At 45.4% G+C, this 21653-nt stretch carries 19 protein-coding genes; 10 read left to right on the top strand and 9 right to left on the bottom strand.

Features of this window, described 5'->3' with window-relative positions:
- Window positions 1-36 precede the first annotated feature (36 nt).
- From GJU87_RS02285 to rsxA, 4 genes are read left to right on the top strand one after another with little or no spacing between them, the layout of a single operon-like run.
- On the top strand, window positions 37-1017 hold the full coding sequence (locus tag GJU87_RS02285; protein WP_153638023.1) for an RnfABCDGE type electron transport complex subunit D: 981 nt from the start codon (window positions 37-39) through the stop codon (window positions 1015-1017).
- Window positions 1014-1658 carry an RnfABCDGE type electron transport complex subunit G gene (locus GJU87_RS02280; protein ID WP_228491827.1) on the top strand — a complete coding sequence of 215 codons (645 nt, stop codon included), beginning with the start codon at window positions 1014-1016 and terminating at the stop codon, window positions 1656-1658. The genes GJU87_RS02285 and GJU87_RS02280 overlap by 4 nt, the downstream gene beginning before the upstream one ends.
- A complete protein-coding gene (gene rsxE / locus GJU87_RS21320) occupies window positions 1655-2239 on the top strand; it encodes an electron transport complex subunit RsxE (RefSeq protein ID WP_194831418.1) in 585 nt (194 codons plus the stop codon). Before GJU87_RS02280 ends, rsxE begins: the two co-directional genes overlap by 4 nt.
- 6 nt (window positions 2240-2245) lie before the next feature.
- Complete coding sequence (rsxA, locus tag GJU87_RS21315) at window positions 2246-2818, top strand: electron transport complex subunit RsxA (protein WP_106542286.1); 573 nt, start codon at window positions 2246-2248, stop codon at window positions 2816-2818.
- Here the strand turns inward: rsxA and GJU87_RS02270 are convergent.
- From GJU87_RS02270 to bcp, 8 genes are all read right to left on the bottom strand, one after another.
- Window positions 2815-3069, bottom strand: coding sequence for a hypothetical protein (locus tag GJU87_RS02270; RefSeq protein WP_153638022.1), 255 nt, complete (start codon window positions 3067-3069; stop codon window positions 2815-2817). The genes rsxA and GJU87_RS02270 overlap by 4 nt on opposite strands.
- A 204-nt stretch (window positions 3070-3273) precedes the next feature.
- Window positions 3274-5367 carry a S9 family peptidase gene (locus GJU87_RS02265; RefSeq protein WP_153638021.1) on the bottom strand — a complete coding sequence of 698 codons (2094 nt, stop codon included), beginning with the start codon at window positions 5365-5367 and terminating at the stop codon, window positions 3274-3276.
- 135 nt (window positions 5368-5502) lie between these two features.
- Window positions 5503-6204 carry a NigD-like C-terminal domain-containing protein gene (locus GJU87_RS02260; RefSeq protein ID WP_228491826.1) on the bottom strand — a complete coding sequence of 234 codons (702 nt, stop codon included), beginning with the start codon at window positions 6202-6204 and terminating at the stop codon, window positions 5503-5505.
- A 159-nt stretch (window positions 6205-6363) separates the two neighbouring features.
- Window positions 6364-7665: a threonine synthase gene (thrC, locus tag GJU87_RS02255; protein ID WP_153638019.1), complete on the bottom strand. Its 1302-nt coding sequence runs from the start codon at window positions 7663-7665 to the stop codon at window positions 6364-6366.
- A 3-nt stretch (window positions 7666-7668) separates the two neighbouring features.
- Window positions 7669-8880 carry a cofactor-independent phosphoglycerate mutase gene (locus GJU87_RS02250; protein ID WP_153638018.1) on the bottom strand — a complete coding sequence of 404 codons (1212 nt, stop codon included), beginning with the start codon at window positions 8878-8880 and terminating at the stop codon, window positions 7669-7671.
- Window positions 8881-8913: 33 nt separating this feature from the next.
- On the bottom strand, window positions 8914-11337 hold the full coding sequence (gene thrA, locus GJU87_RS02245; RefSeq protein ID WP_153638017.1) for a bifunctional aspartate kinase/homoserine dehydrogenase I: 2424 nt from the start codon (window positions 11335-11337) through the stop codon (window positions 8914-8916).
- Window positions 11338-11442: 105 nt separating this feature from the next.
- A complete protein-coding gene (gene recA, locus GJU87_RS02240) occupies window positions 11443-12465 on the bottom strand; it encodes a recombinase RecA (RefSeq protein WP_153638016.1) in 1023 nt (340 codons plus the stop codon).
- 21 nt (window positions 12466-12486) lie between these two features.
- Window positions 12487-12951 (bottom strand): thioredoxin-dependent thiol peroxidase, encoded by a 465-nt coding sequence (gene bcp / locus GJU87_RS02235; RefSeq protein WP_153638015.1) that lies wholly within the window; start codon window positions 12949-12951, stop codon window positions 12487-12489.
- 180 nt (window positions 12952-13131) lie between these two features.
- Between bcp and GJU87_RS02230 the strand changes: the two genes are divergently transcribed.
- From GJU87_RS02230 to floA, 4 genes are read left to right on the top strand one after another with little or no spacing between them, the layout of a single operon-like run.
- Window positions 13132-14658 carry an SPOR domain-containing protein gene (locus GJU87_RS02230; RefSeq protein ID WP_194831417.1) on the top strand — a complete coding sequence of 509 codons (1527 nt, stop codon included), beginning with the start codon at window positions 13132-13134 and terminating at the stop codon, window positions 14656-14658.
- Window positions 14659-14718: 60 nt separating this feature from the next.
- Window positions 14719-15042: an ATP-dependent Clp protease adaptor ClpS gene (locus GJU87_RS02225; RefSeq protein WP_228491825.1), complete on the top strand. Its 324-nt coding sequence runs from the start codon at window positions 14719-14721 to the stop codon at window positions 15040-15042.
- A 36-nt stretch (window positions 15043-15078) separates the two neighbouring features.
- Window positions 15079-15558: an NfeD family protein gene (locus GJU87_RS02220; RefSeq protein WP_153638013.1), complete on the top strand. Its 480-nt coding sequence runs from the start codon at window positions 15079-15081 to the stop codon at window positions 15556-15558.
- The gene (floA, locus tag GJU87_RS02215; protein WP_106542297.1) at window positions 15555-16550 is read left to right on the top strand and encodes a flotillin-like protein FloA; all 996 of its coding nucleotides are present in this window, start codon (window positions 15555-15557) and stop codon (window positions 16548-16550) included. Before GJU87_RS02220 ends, floA begins: the two co-directional genes overlap by 4 nt.
- 1316 nt (window positions 16551-17866) lie before the next feature.
- On the opposite strand, the gene GJU87_RS02210 is transcribed toward floA, so the two are convergent.
- On the bottom strand, window positions 17867-19321 hold the full coding sequence (locus GJU87_RS02210) for an SDR family oxidoreductase (protein WP_153638012.1): 1455 nt from the start codon (window positions 19319-19321) through the stop codon (window positions 17867-17869).
- 302 nt (window positions 19322-19623) lie between these two features.
- Here GJU87_RS02210 and GJU87_RS02205 point away from each other — a divergent pair, with 302 nt between their 5' ends.
- Both GJU87_RS02205 and GJU87_RS02200 read left to right on the top strand, forming a co-directional pair.
- Window positions 19624-20475 carry a UDP-2,3-diacylglucosamine diphosphatase gene (locus GJU87_RS02205; protein WP_106542299.1) on the top strand — a complete coding sequence of 284 codons (852 nt, stop codon included), beginning with the start codon at window positions 19624-19626 and terminating at the stop codon, window positions 20473-20475.
- Complete coding sequence (locus tag GJU87_RS02200) at window positions 20472-21545, top strand: glycosyltransferase family protein (RefSeq protein WP_153638011.1); 1074 nt, start codon at window positions 20472-20474, stop codon at window positions 21543-21545. The genes GJU87_RS02205 and GJU87_RS02200 overlap by 4 nt, the downstream gene beginning before the upstream one ends.
- Window positions 21546-21653 lie beyond the last annotated feature (108 nt).

Below are 21653 nucleotides of genomic sequence, written 5' to 3'. Positions count from 1 at the left end.
AATATTAATCAGACAAAACAAACAGCAAAAATACCGATGAATAAACTGCTAACCGTATCACCTTCCCCGCACGTACAGGGTGACGAGTCCATACGGAAAATCATGTACGGCGTGGTACTGGCCATGTTACCGGCCTTCGCCATGTCGGTTATGTTTTTCGGCTGGAACAGCGTAAAGGTGACACTCATTGCCATAGCGGCGAGTGTATTCTTCGAATATGTAATTCAAAAGTATATCATGAAGGTCAAGCCCACGGTCGATGATGGTTCTGCCATCGTTACCGGGATTTTACTGGCCTTTAACGTACCGGTCGGATTGCCGGTGTGGCTCATTGTTCTGGGAGCATTGGTCGCCATTGGCGTAGGTAAAATGTCGTTCGGCGGACTGGGACAAAACCCGTTCAACCCGGCATTGGTGGGACGTGTTTTCCTGCTTATCTCCTTCCCCGTTCAGATGACCACCTGGACAGCCAACAAAGTTGTGGCTGACGGTTTCTCCGGTGCCACACCCCTCGGGCTGCTGAAAGAAGGATTGAAGAATGGCGAAACCATTTCTCAAATCACATCTCAGCTTCCAAGTCATTTCGACCTCTTCTGGGGTAACATGAGTGGTTCACTGGGTGAAATTTCCGCTGTTGCATTGCTGTTGGGTGGTGTTTACATGCTCTGGAAGAAAATCATTAGCTGGCATACGCCGGTTGCCGTTTTGGGAACCATCTTCATTTTCGAAGGAATTTTATGGTTAGCCAATCCGGACCGTTTCATGGACCCGATGTTCCACCTGTTCACTGGTGGTGCCATGCTTGGAGCCATCTTCATGGCAACTGACATGGTCAGCTCACCAATGACACATCTGGGACAATTGATTTTCGGAATCGGTATCGGAATTATTACCGTGCTCATCCGAAACTTTGGGGCGTATCCGGAAGGTATTTCTTTCGCGATTCTCATCATGAACGCGTTCACCCCGCTGATCAATGCCTATGTCAAACCTGCTAGATTCGGGAGGGTTGCATGATGGCTAAAAGAGATTCGAGTTTCATCAACATGCTGGTAACGCTGTTTGCTGTTACCTTCATCGCCTCGGCATCGCTTGGTTTGGTGAACGAATTCACCCGAGATGCCATCAAAAAAGCCAACATTAAGGCACAGGAAAAAGCGATAGCCTCGGTACTTCCCAAATTCGACAAGCTGGGAAAAAGTCTGATGGTACTTCCAAAAGACGGGCCCGATAGTCTGGAATTATTCCCGGCATACGACGCACAGGGAAAAGAAGTTGGAACCGCCGTTAAATCGTATACCAACAAAGGTTTCTCGGGCCACTTCACCATCATGGTCGGCTTCAAACCTGACGGCACTATTTCCGGTTACGAAGTATTGCAACACCAGGAAACACCTGGACTGGGTTCCAAGATGGGCGAATGGTTCCGGAACAAGGATAAACCGAAACAAGACATCATCGGGAAAAATCCCGGCATGGTAAATTTCCACGTATCGAAAGACGGTGGAGATATCGACGCGATTACAGCGGCTACCATTTCATCGCGCGCATTTCTGGATGCCGTACGCAGGGCGTATAACACCTGGAAAAATGAATCGGATGGAATGAGCGGCTCAACAACCAAAAACGAAGCTCAAACGGAAGGAGGTAACTCATGAATCAGATGAAAAACTTCACCAAAGGATTCCTGAAAGAGAATCCGGTATTTGTACTCCTGCTGGGAATGTGTCCCACGCTGGGTGTCACCTCATCTGCTATCAACGGGATGGGCATGGGACTGGCAACGACCTTCGTGCTGGTGATGGCCAACTTCGTGGTATCATTAGTGAAAAGTGGTATTCCGGATAAAGTTCGTATTCCAAGCTTCATCGTCATCATCGCTACTTTCGTAACCATCGTTCAGCTGACCATGCAGGCTTACCTGCCATCGCTGTACGAAAGTCTGGGATTGTTCATCCCGCTTATCGTGGTCAACTGTATCGTACTCGGACGTGCCGAAGCATTCGCATCGAAAAACACTGTATGGTCATCCATCGTCGACGGTTTGGGCATGGGACTGGGGTTCACGTTTGCTCTGACTTTGTTAGGAGCTGTTCGCGAATTCCTCGGAAGCGGTAAGATTTTCGGATTAACCATCTATCCGGAACATTACGGCAGCCTGATTTTCGTACTCGCTCCCGGAGCCTTCATCGCGCTGGGTTACCTGATTGCCATCATCAACAAACTCAAAAAAGCCTGATAAGTTATGCAATACATTATCATTATCATATCGGCCATTTTTGTCAATAACATCGTACTGGCACAGTTCCTCGGAATCTGTCCTTTCCTCGGTGTTTCGAAAAAGACGTCAACCGCTATCGGTATGGCCGGAGCCGTTGCCTTTGTGATGACACTGGCAACCATAGTGACCTATTTGATTCAGTACAATATTTTGGTGCCGTTGAACGTGGCTTACCTTCAGACCATTTCGTTCATCCTGGTGATTGCTGCGCTGGTTCAGCTGGTCGAAATCATCCTGAAAAAGGTAAGTCCTGCACTCTATCAGGCATTGGGAGTTTTCCTTCCGTTGATTACCACGAACTGTGCTATTCTTGGTGTAGCCATTCTGACCATTCAGAAAGACTTTAACCTGATGGAAGGCGTGGTTTATGCCATCTCTACCGCCATCGGTTTTGGATTGGCGCTGGTAATTTTCGCTGGATTGCGCGAGCACCTCGACTTGATGAATGTACCGAAAGGTTTGAAGGGAACGCCTATCGCACTGATTACCGCCGGTATTCTGGCGATGGCCTTCATGGGATTCTCCGGAATCGTTTAAGCCGAAAAATTCATACGAATTCGATATAAAAAAGCTGCCTTGATAGATGTCGGGGCAGCTTTTTTATGTTTGTTCTTGTTTTCCCAATAGGTGGAGGTTTTCTCCACTTCCGTAATCCCGTTCCCGCCTTTGGCCAATATTTCCTCATCGCTGGTAGAGACTTTCTCTACATTTGGGGACTTTTTCTCTCTTCTGGTTAACACCATCACCACTCTTTCAGATATTCCCGCGTCTCTTTCAATGTTCTTCACCAGTTTAGCAGTTATTTTCTCTTGTCTTTCGACCCTTTCCCCGCCTCTTTCAGTGTCTTCCTCCACTCTTTCGATGTTTTCCTCCGCGGAGAAAATGGTTGCTAAACAGCGATAACATTGTGCGCATTTCCCGGGAAAACGTTATTACACAAAAAAAGGCCACCTCAACCGAGGCAGCCTTAACTATCTTATCAGGAAAAATCCTTATTTCAGGTATTTATCGAGCCAGTTGAAGAAGACCCGTTGCCACAAAATACCATCCTGTGCCTGCAATACCCAGTGACTCTCTTCCGGGAAGTACAGGAACTCGGCCGGCAATCCGCGCAGACGGGCTGCATTGAATGCTGCTTCACCCTGCGTATAGGGAATCCGGTAATCATGGCCACCGTGAATGACCAGAATCGGGGCATCCCAGTTCTGAACGTACTTATGCGGAGAAAACTTGGCATATGATTTCATCGCTACCGGGTTTTTGAAATCCCAGTACGAACCGCCCAAATCCCAGTTCACAAACCACATCTCTTCCGTAGTGGTGTACATCGCTTCCATGTTGAAAATACCGTCGTGCGAGATAAAGGCTTTGAAGTAGCCGTTGTTGTGTCCGGCCAGATAATAAACCGAGTATCCACCAAAACTGGCGCCAACGGCACCCAAACGGTTGTTATCCACGTAAGGCTCTTTAGCTACTGCTTTGATGGCCGACATATAATCGTCCATCGCCAGGCCACCGTAGTCGCCGGAGATTTCTTCATTCCACTTGGTACCGAAACCAGGCAATCCGCGACGGTTCGGGGCAACGATGATGTAATCGTTGGCAGCCATCATCTGGAAGTTCCAGCGGTACGACCAGAACTGGCTAACCGTGCTCTGCGGTCCACCTTCGCAATAGAGCAAAGTCGGATATTTCTTGTTCGGATCGAAATGCGGCGGATAAATTACCCACACCAGTTCCTTCTTGTTATCAACCGTTTTTACCCAACGTTTTTCCACCTTACCGAAAGTGAGCTGGTCGAGGTATTTTTTGTTGATAGCGGTAATCTGCATCGCTTTTCCATCAGCCGGGTTCACACTGTACAGGTCAGCTGGGTGCGACATGGAAACGCGCTGTCCGATTAGTTTATCACCGGCAAGCATCACACTCTGATAGTTGTGTACTCCGTCTGTAATTCTGTGAATGCTGTCAGCAGCTACGTCCAGCGAATACATTTCGTCGGTAGCGTGAATATCGGAAATGAAATAAATCGTCTTACTGTCGGCAGACCACAGCAAGCCGTGGACATTCTGATCGAAATTCTTCGAATAGTCCATCTTATCGCCGGTTGCCAGATCTGCAATAAAGAGGCGGTTTTTATCCGATTCGTAACCGTCATGCTCCATGCTTTCCCACGCCAGCTTTTTGCCGTCGGGCGAGAAAACCGGATTGATATCGTAGCCCATCATACCTTTGGTATAGTTGATGGTTTCGCCATTGGCAATATCATAGATATAGATATCGGAATTGGTCGAAAGCGCATAAGCGCGGCCAACTTTCTTCTTGCAGGTGTAAGCAATCTTCTTCCCGTCGGGCGAGAAATTAATCTGCTCGATGCCACCAAATGGTTTCATCGGGGTGTCAAAGCGCTCACCTTTCATGATATCGGTTCCGGCTACCACATTATTCTCGTTGTAATCGGTTACGAAAACATGCTGGTAAGTGTAATCATGCCACTGGTCCCAGTGCACATACATCAGGTCCGTTTCCAGGCGGGCGTTTGCTTTCGGAAGGTCAGGGAAGAGATCGTGCACACTCTTGTCAAGCTTCACTGCTTTGATGTAGAGAATCCGGTCCTGGGTAGGCGCATACTTGAATCCGATGATGCCGCCATCGATGTGTGAAACCTGATGTTTGGCAGAACCGTCAGGGTTCATTTCCCACAACTGCGTGCTACCCGATTTGGAAGAAAGGTAACCAATCTTCTTGCCGTCAGGGCGCCATTGCGGATTATATTCCTTCTCCGGCGTATCGGTCAACTGCACCGGTGTACCTCCATCGGTGGAAACCGAATACAAATCGCGGTACGATTTATTTTCCGGAATATTGAAATAGGTTACAGCATACACGACCGATTTTCCATCGGGTGAAACTTCCGCTTCGCTCATACGGCCAAAAGACCAGAGCACTTCGGGAGTCATAATGTCGGAGGTCAGCTTGGGAACCTCAGGCACAAAATTCTTTTTCTCCACTTTCGGCGCTTTGGTGGTACAGGCCATCAGGCCGACCATTAATAGCGGAAGTGAGAAAAGAGCCAGTTTTTTCATTGTACAACAATTTTCTGATTTGACACAAATTTAACCGGAATTATTATTTGGTCAAGAACGGGCAAAACAAAACCCGCTATGTTACACAGCGGGTTTTTGCTTTTTCTGTTTATGAACAACAATTAATCAACTCGGTCAGCTGCCGTAATGGTACGTCATAACGGGCTCCTGAACGGTCTGACCGTCATAGTTGGTATAACGGACAATGAAATTAATTGAATCGTTGCCGGCTGCTTTCAGTGTTCCCAGCTTGAAGCTGACGATTCCTGAAGTTCGGTAAGCCTGCTCATCACCACGGGCATTGTGTGTCAAATCGAGCATGTAAGGCTGGTCTACCCCGTTTCCGGTTTCATCATTCACCAGGTTAATATAGTGCGTTGAACCAGCCGTGTAGAAGGAAATCTCCAGATTGAGAATACTATCCTGCGACATCCAGATGTCTTTCACATTGACCGGATCGTAGCCCATGCTATCAGCAGAAACCTCGGAAGCATTCGAAATGTTTTTGTAGAGAATTTCCCTTAAATCGTTCACTTTTCCGTAATAGGTGAGTGAACCATCGCTGTTGGTCTTATCATCCAACGGATTGAAATTCACCCATACCCGCTGATTATTGTAAACATTGAAATAGGGAACCGATGTAGCCATCGGAACAAAGGAATCGCCGTTGTCCAGCTGAATCACGTATGAATTATCACTCGGATTCTCTTTCTGAACAACGCCCAGGCTGACGATGAAGTCGCCTACAGAGTATTTTCCGTCGTCATCCAAATCACAGGATGTAACAAACACAGCCAGGAACGATGCGCCTAGCAGCAGTGTTAAAACCTTTCTCATATTCATACTTTTCTCTCTTTATTTAGCTCAAATTGTATAAACATGATACAAAAATCGTGTCAAAGGTTGCGTTGCAAAGCTTACTATCAGATGTTTTTTAACAAAAAAGGTCATTGCTTCAAAACAACGACCTTTTGATATTTCAGATATAGGAAATTTCTATTCCGCGTGTTCCAGCAAAAAGGCTTTGAATGTTTCGAACGAAGCGCCTAACGAATCAATCACACGTTCGTTGCGCAGGAAGTTCTCCAGGCGTTCGGGCATCGGGACATTACCCTTCCCAATCACACCCTCTACTGTTTCGGTAAACTTGGCCGGATGGGCTGTTTCCAGGAAAATCCCGGCTTCATCGGGTTGCAGGTTATCTTCCAATGCCTGGTAACCAGTGGCTCCGTGCGGATCGAGTAGATAGCCGGTTTCCTTATAAATCCGACCCAATGTTTCGCGAATTTCTTCGTCAGTGTATCGAGTTCCGGAAATATCCTTGCGAATGGCTTCCACATCATCCTGATACAAATCGAGAATACGGGCAAAGTTGCTAGGATCTCCCACATCCATAGCATTGGCAATGGTAGCCACCGACGGACGCGGTTTGAATTCACCGGTTTTCAGGTACTCAAACACCACATCGTTGCGGTTATTGGCAGCAATAAAACGGTGGACCGGAAGTCCCATCCGTTTGGCAAATAGTCCGGCCGTCAGATTGCCAAAGTTACCGCTGGGCACCGAGAAGACCACTTTTTTATCCTTTTCGGGAAGACGGGCCCACGCATTAAAATAGTAGAACGCCTGTGGCAGAAAACGCGCCACATTGATCGAGTTGGCTGAAGTCAGCGTCAGTTGCTTCTTCAGCTCATCATCCATGAAAGCAGATTTCACCAATCGCTGGCAATCGTCAAACGTACCGTCAATCTCCAGCGCGGTAATGTTATGTCCCAGCGTAGTAAACTGCTTCTCCTGAATTTCGCTCACTTTCCCTTTCGGGTACAGTACGTAAACGTGAATTCCGGGTACGTTGAAAAATCCGTTCGCTACCGCGCTGCCGGTATCACCGGAAGTCGCAACCAGCACGTTCACTCGTCCGTTTTGCTTTGCCAGGAAATAGCCCAGCAAACGTGCCATAAACCGCGCCCCAACATCTTTAAAAGCCAACGTTGGACCATGAAAAAGTTCGAGCGAATAAATGGAATCACGTACATGCACCAGCGGCGCATCGAACGAGAGCGTATCAAACACAATCTCCTGCAAATCGGCTTCCGGAATATCCTCGCCAAAGAAACGTTTCGCCACTTCGAAAGCAATTTCACGGAAAGTGAACGATTCCATCTCCTTGAAAAACCATGCCGGAAGCGGAACAATGCGTTCGGGCATGTACAATCCACGATCGGGCGCGAGGCCTTCGGTTACGGCTGTACGCAAATTAACTTTCGGAGCCTTTTTCTCTGTACTGTAATATTCCATGAGCTATTCAATTCCAAGAAATTTCTTCATAAACTGGTTGCCTTTCACCGTACCGTAACTGCCTTTGGCCGCAGCTGATTCCGAATATTCGGTTACCTCATCAGGCGTTTCCCCCGGGCGGTAAATCACGAATGGAATGGCGTCACGAGTGTGCGTCCTGATTTTCCACGGAGTCGGATGATCGGGCAACAACGCCATCGCTACCGGCTCGTCCATCTTCTCTGCCTCTTCCAACAGGAAACGAACCACGCGGTTATCGAGGTATTCAATGGTTTTCACTTTCAAATCATAGTCACCTTCATGCCCCGCCTCATCACTCGCTTCGATATGAAGATAGACAAAATCGTGATCACGCAAAGCATCGATGGTAGCCTGCGCCTTGCCCTCGTAATTCGTATCGTACAAACCGGTGGCGCCTTCCACTTTGATGACATCCATGCCGGCATACACGCCAATCCCCTGAATGAGATCGACGGCCGAAATCACAGCTCCGGGACCCAGACCATACATTTCCTGTAGGGTTTGCATCTTCGGTTTGTAACCGGGCGACCAGGGCCATACCGATGTTGCGGGATCTTTCCCGGCTTCCCTCCTTTTCCGGTTCACCGGATGGTTGGCTAATATTTTTTGAGAATCCAGAATCAACTGACGAATCAACTCGGCCGTTTCTTTGCCTGCCGGCGATGAAGCTTCCGGCAGTAAGCCAGCAAAAGGCTTTTCCGGCACATCGTGCGGAGGCACACATTTCACCATTTTGTTTCCGCCTTTAATGACGAGCAAATGACGGTAGGAAACACCCGGATAAAATCGAACCTTATCGGTTCCCAGTTTTTCATTCAGATAATCAATCAACTCAGCCCCTTCTTCCGTTCCAATATGGCCGGCTGAGTGGTTCTTCAGAATATCGCCTTCCACGCAAACCAGGTTGCAGCGCATGGCCAAATCATCCGGCTGAAGTTCGACTCCCATGCTGGCAGCTTCCAACACGCCACGACCTTCAAAAACGGCTTCCACGTCGTAGCCGAGTACTGCCATGTTTGCCACCTCGCTTCCCGGATGCAACGACTCGGGTATGGTCTTGAATAATCCGCTTTTCCCCATTTCCGCCAGCTTATCCAAATGCGGAGTCTTAGCAGCCATCAGCGGAGTGAGATTATTTTTGGAAGGATCTGGTAAATCAGCCATCCCGTCTCCAAGGATTACAATATATTTCATCTTCTTTCTAATCTATTTTCAATTCCACATCCGTTATATATTCGAAACTTTGATCAAATCGGCAAACACGCCGGCTGCCGTCACTGCAGCACCGGCTCCGTATCCTTTGATTTGCATCGGGAATTCGTTGTACCGTTCGCTCGTCAGTAACACGATGTTGTTACTTCCTTCCAGATCGAAAAACGGATGGTATGAATTGACCACGCGCAAAGCAACCTCCGCCTGACCATTCTCGAATTTACCAACAAAACGCCAGCGTTGGTTATTCGCGACCAATTCCTTCCGGCGTTGCTCAAATTCTTCATCCATCTCATGGATGGTATTCCAGAATTCATCCAATGTACCGTCGAAGTATTTCTGCGGAATAAACGACTCCATCTTCACATCCTCTTTCTCTATTTCGTAACCGGATTCGCGGGCCAGAATAACCAGTTTTCGCACCACATCGATACCACTCAAATCGATTCGTGGATCGGGTTCGGCAAAACCTTGTTCCTTCGCCATCCGGATAGCCTGACTCAACGGAATCTCTTCGCTCAGTGTATTAAAAATGAAGTTCAGTGTTCCCGAGAGCACCGCTTCGATGCGTTGAATCCGGTCACCCGAACGTTGCAGATCGTTAATCGTTGAAATCAATGGTAGGCCAGCGCCCACGTTGGTTTCGAACAGGAACTTCACGCCTTTTTTGCTGGCGGTATCTTTCAGTTTTTTATAGCGTTCAAACGACGATGATGCCGCCACTTTGTTAGCGGCCACCACCGAAATGAAGTTATCGATGATATGGAAGTAGTGTTCAGCAATTTCCGCATTCGCCGTACAATCGACAAACACCGAGTTGAACATATTCAGATCAATCATCTTCTGGCAAAAAGCCGACATATTCGACTTCTCTTCCGAAGACTTTAGCAAATTATCTACTTCGCTTACCTGGATACCATCGCGGTCGAAATACATCTTTCGTGAATTCGCCACGCCGGCCAATTTAATCTTCAGACGATGTTCCCGCATCAAACGGGGTTGCTGTCGCTCAATCTGCTTCAGCAAGTCTCGCCCAACGGTTCCGATTCCTACCAGGAAGATATTCAGTTCGATATAAGGAGACAAGAAGAACGACTCGTGCACCACGTTCAGCGTTTTTCGCAAATCGGAGTGTTTCACGACCCAGGAAATATTCTGCTCGGAAGCTCCCTGGGCAATCGCGACCACATTGATTCCGTTTTTCCCGATGGTATGAAAAAGCTTTCCGGCAATACCGGCCGAATGCTTCATGTGCTCTCCGACAATCGCCACGATGGAGAGATTTTCTTCTACCGTGATTTTATTGATACGTCCGGAAGCAATCTCTGCGGCAAATTCATTTTCGATGCCTTCCTTCGCCACTTCAGCACAGCCTGAATCAACTGCAAAACTGATGGAGTTTTCCGATGAAGCCTGTGAGATGAGGATCACATTGATCTCCTTCTGCGCCAACACACCAAAAATCCGGGAAGATATTCCGGTCACGCCAATCATACCCAGTCCCTGAACGGTTATGAGGGTAATGCCTGACATAGAAGAAATTCCCTTGATGGGTCGGTCCTTCCAATCTGTTTCTTCCAATCCAATCAACGTACCTTCGGCCTCGGGCGCCATCGTATTTTTTATCTGAACAGGAATTCCCTTTTTGTACACCGGCAAGATGGTCGGCGGGTAAATTACCTTCGCACCAAAGTGCGATAACTCCATTGCCTCCGAGTAAGTTAAAGAAGGAATCGGATATGCTTTACTGATGACGCGCGGATCAGCAGTCATAAAGCCATCCACGTCGGTCCAGATTTCAAGCTTTTCCGCATCAAGTGCAGCCGCAAACAAAGCTGCTGTATAATCGGAACCACCACGACCAAGCGTTGTCATCACACCATTTGACGAAGACGAAATAAAACCGGGAGCTACCGCTACACCTTTCAGGTTCCCGCAACGCTCAGCAATTAATTGGTAGGTTTTGTCCAAATCGACATATGCACGGCCAAAATTTTCATCTGTCTTAATAACCGCAGCGCTGTCAACGAGTTCTGCATCCAAAAATTCACTAATCAGTAATGACGACATTCGTTCGCCAAAACCAACAATTTTATCGAGTGTTTTCGGAGTTAGTTCATAAATCAGCGAAACTCCCTGAAATATTTTTTCCAGTTCCTCAAAGTAAGGATGCAATTTCGCCAGAACCCTGTTCAGTTGTTCGCCTGCAAAAAGTTGTTCGGCCATCTCTTCGTGCCGCGTTCGAATCGCTGATAAACCTGTTGTAAATTCTCCACCTTCGGCTGTTGTTCGGGCTGTCAGCAGCAACGTATCCGTAATGCCGCCAAGTGCCGATACCACCACGATGACAGGGGTATTTTGTCCTTTTACAATCTCGCCGATTCTTCTTACATTTTCATACGAACCGACTGACGTTCCTCCGAATTTCAAAATCTTCATGGGCAAAATATTATGAATTATCAGCTATTCATTTGCACAAAGGTTAAAAAAAATCTGAACCGGGATTTCCCCGGTCCAGAATCACATGTATTTCTTAAGAAAAATTTATTGCTCGACCGACGAAGTAATGGCTTCCAGAATTTTTGTTTCTAATTCCTCTGCCAACTCCGGATTGTCTTTCAGCAGGTTTTTCACGCTTTCGCGCCCCTGTCCGAGTTTTGTTTCGCCGTAGCTAAACCAAGAACCACTCTTCTTAATGATGTTCAAATCAACACCCAGGTCAATAATTTCACCCGTTTTCGAAATACCTTCACCATACATAATGTCGAATTCCGCTTTGCGGAAAGGTGGAGCGACTTTGTTTTTCACCACTTTCACACGTGTATGGTTTCCCTGTACTTCTTCACCATCTTTAATCTGACCGATACGACGGATATCCAGACGAACGGAAGCGTAGAACTTCAGCGCATTACCACCGGTGGTTGTTTCCGGGTTACCGAACATCACGCCAATTTTCTCACGCAACTGGTTAATGAAGATACAGCAGGTTTTGGTACGGCTGATGTTACCCGTTAGTTTACGCAGCGCCTGCGACATCAGACGGGCCTGCAAACCAACACGTGCATCACCCATCTCGCCTTCAATTTCTGCTTTTGGCGTTAACGCAGCTACCGAGTCAATTACGACCAGGTCTACCGCTCCGGAACGAATCAGGTTATCAGCAATTTCCAATGCCTGTTCACCGTTGTCGGGTTGCGAAATCAACAACTCATCGATATCCACACCTAACTTTCGGGCATAAAACGGGTCGAAAGCATGTTCCGCATCGATGATAGCTGCGATGCCGCCTTGCTTTTGTGTTTCAGCAATGGCATGAATTGCCAGCGTGGTTTTACCGGATGATTCCGGTCCGTAAATTTCAATAACGCGACCTTTGGGATAACCGCCAACACCCAATGCCACATCCAGAGAGACAGAGCCTGACGGAATAGCAGGAACATCTTCATGCGCGCGGTCTCCCATACGCATAATAGAGCCCTTCCCGTAACTCTTCTCAATTTTGTCCATTGTCAGCTGAAGTGCTTTCAGCTTTTCTTTGTTTACATTCTGCTGTTCTTCTTTAGCCATATAATTAAGCGTAATTTAGTTTCAAAGGTCGAGTTCTCCGGCTATTTGTTTTGTGTGTTCCTTAGTTTTCACTTTCCGGAAGATTTTCTCAATAATCCCTTCTTCATTAATAACAAACGTGGTACGCAAAACTCCCATGTAAGTCTTGCCGTACAGTTTCTTTTCGCCCCAGGCACCATAGGCCTGCAGGAGTTCTTTGTCAGGATCAGAAATTAAATTGAATTTCAATCCATATTTATCGATAAATTTCCGGTGCGATTGTTCGGAGTCGGGACTGACTCCTACCACTTCATATCCTTTTGAAATCCAGTAATCGTAGTTATCATTCAGGTCACAGGCTTCGGCAGTGCATCCCGGCGTATTATCTTTCGGGTAAAAATACAGAATTAACTTCTTCCCTTTGAAATCATTAAGCGAAATAGTTTCACCTTCTTGGTTTTTACCTTTAAAATCAGGAGCTTTATCTCCTTCGTTTAGTTCTTTCATCGTCATAAATTTGGGCTGATTAATACAAATATACTTTAAAATAGGATCACCACATAAAACAGATTATTAAAAGTGGTGTTCAAATTGATGACCGAGTTAGCGGAAAATAACCCAAAATTTGTATTTTTAACTCACGGACATCAATCGAAAAGAGCTTTTCATTCCCAAAGAGAAAAAAAAATGAAACCAAAGCACCGGATTTTAAACGTTTTCTTTGTACTCACTTTACTCTCCATGTTGCCGTTGAATGTATCAGCGCAACGAGAAAGAGATTTAGAGGCTAAGGCCGCTGATTATTTTCACGATCAGAACTATCAGGAAGCACTTCCGCTCTACAAAGAGTTGGTGAAGATGTATCCTGAAGATGAAGAACTCAATTACTGCTATGGAGTTTCCATGGTAGAAACTGAGCACTATGGCCCCGATGCATGGAAAGCGCTGTTAACGGCTTCTCTCGGGCGGGTACCGTCTGATGTTTATTTCTATTTGGGAAAATGTTTCCATGCCGAGTCCGACTGGGATTTGGCCACAAAATACTATCAGCGTTTTGCCGATTATGGCCGGAATAAGGATTTGAAGCGGCTGGGATTAAGAGAATACATGGATCTGTGTAGTCGAAAAATCAATCCATTTAAAGCTGCCACAGCCGAGAAAAAACCGCAAAAAGATACGGTAAAGCCGGTGGCAAATCAGGAAAAGCCGTCTTACGAATCATTCATCGCACTCACAGCAGAACAGAAAAAACACCATCCTGAACTCTTTACTGAGAATGCACAATCGGTAAAGCCCGAAAATATTGACAGCTCCAACAACGTACCGGTATCGGAAGTAACAGCAGAGCAAAAAGAAAAATACCCGCATTTGTTTGCTACCGAGAAGATCAACTCAGAAGAAGATTCCTCGAAAGAGATGACGCCCCCTCCACTTGTGCCGAAGAAAAAGACATTCCCTTCACCCGCGGGGTTGGATAATGCCTGGTTCAATTTCCAGGTGAACAGCCGTATCAAATACCATGAGCTGAAGGACTTCCGCACCCCTGAAGGAAAATCGATCTTCGCCAAAGGTTGGATTGCCAGTATCCGGCAGGACTCGTTGGCAGCAGCAACCCATCATTTGCGTAAAGAATACGAAGGACAGGATCCGAAAGATAATGCCGAACTGGCACAAAAAATTCTCGAAGCCGAGCAGCTCTCCTACAAATTAATGAGAGAAAGAGAAGATTACTTCCGTAAGGCCCGGCAAGCCGAGCAACAATACTGGGATGGCCAACCCGATAATGAAATTCAGCAATTTGCTGACGCGCTTCAGAAGAAGCAGGAACAACATGTAAAAGAGCGGCAGGAAGCATTAGCCGCCGAGCAGCCGGCTCCTGCAGCAAAGCCTAAACCGGTTGTTAAAAAGCCGGTTGTTACACCGCCCGCTGATCAAATTGAATACCGGGTTCAAATCGGTTCCTTCAGCAAAGGATTGCCGGCCTATATTCAGCGGTTGTACGACAAGCTTTCAAAATTCAGGAAAATAGACCACTACACCGATGATAAAGGAATCGTTGTATATACCGTAGGAAAACTCAGCGATTACCATGATGCCGTTAACCTGAAAAAACAACTTCGGCAGGAAGGTGCCAGTGATGCATTTGTTGTTGCGTATAAGAACGGGGAAAGGATTAAGGTGAGTGATGCGCTGAAAATTCAGAAGGGTAAATAAACGTTTTTATTAACCAATGTCCTTTCTTTCCGTGAAATTTGGAAATTGTTACTAATTTTAATGGAAAGTAACCTGCGCAAGGTTCAGCATGTAAAACAGCAATTTCACATGGGAACACAGAAGAAAAAACAACATAGTGTAACAGAAGAGGTCGAAAAGGAAAAAAGATATTCGTTGTTTCTTCATAACGATGATTTCCATTCGTTCGATTACGTGATTGATGCGTTGATGGATATTTGTAACCACAGCACGCAACAAGCTACGCAATGCACTTATCTCGTTCATTTTAAAGGCAAGTGCGACATAAAGCAAGGCTCCATGGAATATCTCAGGCCTATGCGTCAGGCCTTGTCCGGAAGAAGCCTAAAGGCAACAATTAAATAAGCAATCAATTAATTATTCACCTACTTTCATACTCTAATGACTATTCTGACCATACTGCTCCTCGTCTTTCTGGGAATCGTTTTGTTACTTCTCGAATTTGCTGTTATTCCCGGAATCACCATCGCAGGAATTGGAGGTATGGTGCTATTCGGTTACAGTATCTACCTGGCATTTGATACCTATGGCGTAGCCGCCGGAATAGGGACACTGCTTTTCATCATCATCATTGTTCCGATATTAATGTTCAGGATTCTGAAAGGAAAACTCGGGGACAAAATGTCTTTGAAGTCGACCATTATCGGCAAAACCAATTTGATTGAAGATACCCGTTTCCATGCAGGCGACAAAGGAGTTACCGTTACACGGCTCGGTCCTATCGGGAAGGTGGAATTTGACGGACAGGTAATGGAGGGGAAATCAATCGGTCCCATGTTGGATGCCGGCACCGAAGTTGAAATTGTAAAAGTTTTAAAGAATCAAATAATCGTTAAACCTATAAAAAAAGAAGAGTTATGATTCCAGGAACTGTGGGAATAATTGTCGGGATAGTCGTCCTGCTGATTATCTTCCTTTATTTTATACCGATTGGACTTTGGTTTTCAGCCATTGTATCAGGGGTAAGAATTTCGTTGATGCAACTATTCCTGATGCGCTTCCGTAAAGTTCCTCCGGGTGTGATTACCCGGGCGATGATTGAAGCGCATAAAGCAGGTTTGGGAGGAATCAAACGTGATTTACTCGAAGCTCACTACCTTGCCGGCGGACATGTTGCCAGCGTTGTACATGCGCTGGTTTCTGCTGAAAAAGCAAACATCGATCTACCGTTTAATATGGCTACCGCTATCGATCTTGCGGGTCGTGACGTATTCGAAGCTGTTCAAATGTCGGTTAACCCGAAAGTAATCGATACTCCGCCGGTAACAGCCGTATCAAAAGACGGTATTCAGCTGATTTGTAAAGCCCGTGTAACCGTACGCGCTGCCATCAAGCAGTTGGTTGGTGGAGCCGGTGAAGAAACCGTTCTCGCACGTGTTGGTGAGGGTATTGTATCGTCTATCGGTTCATCCTTCTCACACAAAGAGGTGCTGGAAAATCCGGATTCCATTTCACGTGTCGTGTTGGAAAAAGGACTCGACGCCGGTACTGCTTTTGAGATTCTGTCAATCGATATCGCTGATATTGACATCGGTAAAAACATCGGTGCTGTTCTACAAATGGACCAGGCTGAAGCAGACAAAAATATTGCACAGGCGAAAGCTGAGGAACGCCGGGCTATGGCCGTTGCACTCGAACAGGAAATGCGTGCCAAAGCTCAGGAAGCCCGCGCCAAGGTTATCGAGGCAGAAGTTCAGGTACCGCTGGCTATTTCCGAAGCCTTCAAAAACGGAAACCTCGGCATCATGGACTACATGAAATATAAGAACATCAATGCCGACACCGCTATGCGCGATTCGATTGCCAGAGATGAAAACAGCAGTTCATCTTCCGACAACAGTCAATCAGAATAATAAAGTCGATTCATACCTAAAGAAAGGGACGAAATAATTCGTTCCTTTTTTTTTGTGCTTAACTTTTTTCGCAAAACCTCTACCTCGCAATCGTTTGCGAAATATTTTTAACATTGCCTTAATAAAATATAGTGTTTTAAAACATACATTTGTCATGTGATTTTTATTCATAGGTTTGGATTTAGTTAGTTTTTATTGGTTTAGTTAGTTTTAGTTAGGTTGGAAAAGGATAGATGCCCGTCTATCCTTTTTTTATGTCCAAAAACATTATAAACTAACCAATTACAAAAATCCCCTTACCTTCTTCCTGTCTCGAAAAGAATGAACGGGAAAGCCGGAAAAGAAGCATACCAAAAACGATCATCTTTTTCATATTCTTTTAAAAGTAGCTTAACACAGAAATATGTTTTTCAGCATATATTTGTAATAGATTTTTATTCATAGGTTTGGATTTAGTTAGTTTTATTGGTTTAGTTAGGTTGGAAAGGATAGATGCCCGTCTATCCTTTTTCTTTTGCCTAAGTTTTTGTGCCGACACCCACCTGTGAAAAATGGAAATTGAAAAACAACTTGAAATATTGAATTGGATGGAGAGACAATTGGTATGACTTATTATCCATTTAATCTTCTTTTAAAAGTGACTTAACACAAAAACATGTTTTTCAGCATATATTTGTAATAGATTTTTTATTCATAGGTTTGGATTTAGTTAGTTTTATTGGTTTAGTTAGGTTGGAAAGGATAGATGCCCGTCTATCCTTTTTTTATGTCTCACTTTTCTGTCGGAGCCAACATTACAATTCAAATCTGAAAAATGGTCTTTACCTTTTTCCAAAACCCAACCAACACAAGCAAAGGCAACTTCTTTTCGGGAAAAATATTTCGACAATGTCTTTAATTTTTAAGAGATGCTTAACACAGAAACATGTTTTTCAACATATATTTGCATCGATTTTTCAAGCATAGGTTTGGAATTAGTTAGTTTTATGGATTAGTTAGTTTAGTTAGGTTGGAAAAGGATAGATCTCATCTATCCTTTTTTTCATTAACAACATCACGTCATATTGTGTCGTAAAACACGAGCTGACAAAGTGAGAAATCCTGAATTGTAAGATTATTTCAAATCTTTTTAAAATATTTTTAAAAGTGACTTAACACAGAAACATGTTTTTCAGCATATATTTGTAATAGATTTTTTATTCATAGGTTTGGATTTAGTTAGTTTTATTGGTTTAGTTAGGTTGGAAAGGATAGATGCCCGTCTATCCTTTTTTTTATGTCCAAAAATTTTGGAATGACTTAGGATGAGTTCAACTCTATGCATCGGATTCAGGGCGAGAACGAACAATTTGACGAATCATTCCCCGGAAAATGAAGAAGTGAAAAGGCTGGCTCAAATACCAGTATAAACGCCCAAACAACCCTCGCGGACGAAAAGTCGCCACCTGGTAAAGCCAGGTATGTTCGTTTCCACGAACCATCTTAAACTCCAGCCAAGCCTCGCCGGGTAGTTTCATTTCAGCAAAAAGCAATAACCGTCCCCCCTCTTTATCGGCATACAAAACCCGCCAAAAGTCCAGTGCATCGCCGTTTTTTATCTCGTTCGGAAGCCTCCGGCCACGTCTTAAACCGACACCTCCAACCAGCTTATCGAGCAGTCCGCGTAATTTCCAAAGCCAGTTAGCATAATACCAGCCCCGCTCGCCGCCAATTGACCAAATATTTTCAAGCACTGCTTTTTCCGATACATCTACTTTTTTTCTTTTCACGTCTTTAAAACAACCAAACCGAGGTACCTCAATATGTCTTGACAGGTTCCCCTCCAGACGGCCGCTGGCAAAAGCATCCTTCCAACTCGAAATTACCATATTCTGCTCAATCCGGTCATAAGCCAGCTTCACGGCTTCCCGAAAGGAAATTGGTTGATGTCCAAGCATTTCCGACAACCGATTATCCTTACATACGACTTCAACTTTCATGCTGTCGACCAGGTTGACGGCCAACTTGTATGATATAGCCGTGACAAAATATAGCCAGTAGGATGACAAACGGGGCGTCATAACCGGAACGGTAACAATGTATCGTTTCAACCCTCTAGCCCTGGCAAACTGAATCATCATTTCCCGGTAGGTAAGAATTTCCGGACCTCCGATATCGAAACGTTGATCGAAAAAGCGTTCATCCAGCAAAACCTGCGTCAGGTAATAAATAACGTCGCGAATGGCAATCGGCTGAGATTTGGTCAGTACCCACCGGGGCGTTACCATGAAGGGAAGTTTCTCGACCAAATCGCGTATAATCTCGAACGAGGCACTTCCCGAACCGACAATAATTCCTGCCTGTAAAATGGTTGTATGGTAGTTGCCTCCCGCCAGAATATCTCCGACTTTCTGCCTCGATTGCAAATGCTTCGAAAGCTTTTTGTCATTGCTAATGCCACCAAGATAAATGACCTGCTGAACACCAGCTTCCTCTGCGAACTTCCGAAAATTCATCGCCGTTTGAGCTTCCAGCACATCGAACGAATCGATGGACGAGGACATGGAATGTATTAAGTAATAAGCCACATCAATCCCGGTAGGAAATTGTTCAACTGATTTAATACTCAGAAAATCAATTTCCAGAATAGTAAGTTGATCCGAAGGCAGGTTATTCGCTGCGAACCTTTGCTTGTCGCGTACACAGCAAACCACTTCATGTCCCTGTTCCAACAAAACCGGGAGAAGCCTTTTCCCGATATAACCCGTAGCACCAGTCAGTAATATCTTCACTTTAACAGTTATTTTATTCGTTAAGTAACAAAAGCAACAACGCTCTCATTAATTAAACGCAGAATGCCTTACGAAAGATTAAAAAAACAGTAAATACGCGCAACCTCAGCCGACAGGTACACTACAATAGAAAAGTAAAAGCCTCAGTGTTATGCAGAAATTAACTCCATACTACATTAATATGACAGCTAGTATTCTGCTAACAATAACCTTTCGTTTTATTCACTATACGGTCATGTCGCCTTAACAGCCAAATCGCTGAACATGACTTAATTGCCATATGCGAATTTTGATAAAAACGTATGACTAAACGAAGAAAAGTTGACCTGGTGGTTCTGTCCGACATTCACCTTGGAACCGGCGGAAGCCACGCTGTCGAATTGCTGAAATACCTTAAAAGCATTCGTCCCAAAACCTTAATTCTGAACGGTGACATCATCGACATCTGGCAGTTCAGGAAACGCTATTTCCCAAAATCACATTTGAAAGTAATCAAACATCTGCTGGGAATGGCGTCCAAGCGAACCACCGTGTATTACATTACCGGGAACCACGACGAAATGTTCCGTCGTTTCAGCGGACTGAAAATTGGCAAGCTGAAAATAGTCAACCAACTGGAGCTGGACCTGGACGGAAACCGCAGCTGGTTTTTCCACGGCGATGTTTTTGATGTGGTGATGCAGTATTCCAAATGGCTGGCCAAACTCGGTGCAATCGGATACGATACCTTAATTTGGCTAAATACAAAAGTCAACTGGATCAACCGTCAATTCGGATTTGAACCCGTTTCCTTCTCAAAAAAGGTGAAGAACTCGGTGAAAGGCGCCGTTAAATACATCAACTCTTTCGAAGACACGGCTGCATCGTTAGGCGCACGGAAGGGTTACAAAAACATTGTCTGCGGCCACATTCATCACCCCGAGATCAAAGAACTGGAATTCCCGCAAGGAAACATTACCTACCTGAATTCCGGCGATTGGATTGAAAACCTCACCAGCCTGGAGTACAACGATGGCGAGTGGAAGATTTTCAGTTTCCGTGACGACTTCGTGGAGGAAGACGGCTTTACTCCCAACGAACGTGAACAACTGGTCGACTTCGATCCGAAAGAACTTTTCCAGATACTGTTAAACGAATTTCAAGCGGAAGCGTGAAAGTTCTATACGCCATACAAGGAACCGGAAATGGTCATTTGAGCCGGGCACGGGACATTATTCCGGTAATCGAAGAATATGCTCAGCTCGACATTCTGGTCAGCGGAACGCAAGCTGAAGTTGAGTTGGGCTACCCGGTTAAATACCGGAAAAAAGGACTGGGCTTTGTCTTCGGTAAAAACGGAGGAATCGATATCCTGAGCACTTATCGCGATGCCGACATTTCAAGCCTGATGAAGGAGATTAACACCCTTCCGGTAGAAAACTATGACCTGGTCATTAACGATTTCGAACCGGTTTCGGCATGGGCTTGTCGCCGAAAAAAAGTACCGTGCATTTCACTTAGTCACCAGGCTTCGTTGCTGAGCAAGATAGTGCCCCGTCCGAAAAAGAAAGATCCCGTAGCTACTTTCCTCCTGGAAAACTACGCTCCGACCGATTTCCAGCTGAGTTTTCACTTTGCTTCGTACGACGAGAATATTTTTACGCCGGTTATCCGGAAACAAGTCCGGAACACTGAGTCCGAGGACAAAGGACACTATACAGTGTATCTTCCGGCATTTGACGATAAGAAGCTGATAAAAAGACTTTCGGCATTTAGTGATACCCGCTGGGAAATTTTTTCCAAGCACACCCGGTCGACTTATCAGAAGGAAAACATCACGATTCGCCCTGTTTCGAACGAGGCATTTCTGAAAAGCATGGCCGAATCGACAGGCGTACTTTGCGGAGCCGGTTTTGAAACTCCAGCAGAAGCTTTATTCCTGGGCAAGAAATTGATGGTAGTTCCGATGAAAGGTCAGTATGAACAGCAATGCAATGCAGCTGCGTTGAGACAGATGGGGGTACCAGTTATCAAAAATCTAAAAGAAAAGAATCTACCGAAGATTGGTGAGTGGTTAACGAATGGCAAGCCCATTCCGGTTTTCTACCCCGACCAAACCCGGACTATCGTGAAGCAGATATTCGAAGAATATATCTGGATGCTCAAAGATAACGAGCCCGAAAACAATTTACTGATCAGAGAATATTGTCGCACCAACACACCCAAATATGAAATAGCTGATTAACCGACTGAATTGAAACAAAGCCACACACACAGTCCCTCCTATTTATTTATCAAATAACAGTAATCCATTTTCCCGTACAAAAGCAGCCCGGAATCTCCCTCCGGGCTC

Source organism: Prolixibacter sp. NT017, assembly GCF_009617875.1.
Taxonomy (GTDB): Bacteria; Bacteroidota; Bacteroidia; order Bacteroidales; family Prolixibacteraceae; genus Prolixibacter.
Note: the sequence above shows the minus strand (reverse complement) of the source record. Positions and strands in the feature narration are given on the sequence as shown.

Bases quoted from the DNA above. Each gene is read 5' to 3' on its own strand.
- GJU87_RS02250 (WP_153638018.1), bottom strand. From the start codon at position 8,880: ATGAAATATATTGTAATCCTTGGAGACGGGATGGCTGATTTACCAGAT.
- thrC (WP_153638019.1), bottom strand. From the start codon at position 7,665: ATGGAATATTACAGTACAGAGAAAAAGGCTCCGAAAGTTAATTTGCGT.
- rsxA (WP_106542286.1), top strand. From the start codon at position 2,246: ATGCAATACATTATCATTATCATATCGGCCATTTTTGTCAATAACATC.
- GJU87_RS02205 (WP_106542299.1), top strand. From the start codon at position 19,624: ATGACTAAACGAAGAAAAGTTGACCTGGTGGTTCTGTCCGACATTCAC.
- bcp (WP_153638015.1), bottom strand. From the start codon at position 12,951: ATGAAAGAACTAAACGAAGGAGATAAAGCTCCTGATTTTAAAGGTAAA.
- recA (WP_153638016.1), bottom strand. From the start codon at position 12,465: ATGGCTAAAGAAGAACAGCAGAATGTAAACAAAGAAAAGCTGAAAGCA.
- thrA (WP_153638017.1), bottom strand. From the start codon at position 11,337: ATGAAGATTTTGAAATTCGGAGGAACGTCAGTCGGTTCGTATGAAAAT.
- floA (WP_106542297.1), top strand. From the start codon at position 15,555: ATGATTCCAGGAACTGTGGGAATAATTGTCGGGATAGTCGTCCTGCTG.
- rsxE (WP_194831418.1), top strand. From the start codon at position 1,655: ATGAATCAGATGAAAAACTTCACCAAAGGATTCCTGAAAGAGAATCCG.
- GJU87_RS02280 (WP_228491827.1), top strand. From the start codon at position 1,014: ATGATGGCTAAAAGAGATTCGAGTTTCATCAACATGCTGGTAACGCTG.
- GJU87_RS02230 (WP_194831417.1), top strand. From the start codon at position 13,132: ATGAAACCAAAGCACCGGATTTTAAACGTTTTCTTTGTACTCACTTTA.
- GJU87_RS02260 (WP_228491826.1), bottom strand. From the start codon at position 6,204: ATGAGAAAGGTTTTAACACTGCTGCTAGGCGCATCGTTCCTGGCTGTG.
- GJU87_RS02220 (WP_153638013.1), top strand. From the start codon at position 15,079: ATGACTATTCTGACCATACTGCTCCTCGTCTTTCTGGGAATCGTTTTG.
- GJU87_RS02265 (WP_153638021.1), bottom strand. From the start codon at position 5,367: ATGAAAAAACTGGCTCTTTTCTCACTTCCGCTATTAATGGTCGGCCTG.
- GJU87_RS02285 (WP_153638023.1), top strand. From the start codon at position 37: ATGAATAAACTGCTAACCGTATCACCTTCCCCGCACGTACAGGGTGAC.
- GJU87_RS02225 (WP_228491825.1), top strand. From the start codon at position 14,719: ATGGAAAGTAACCTGCGCAAGGTTCAGCATGTAAAACAGCAATTTCAC.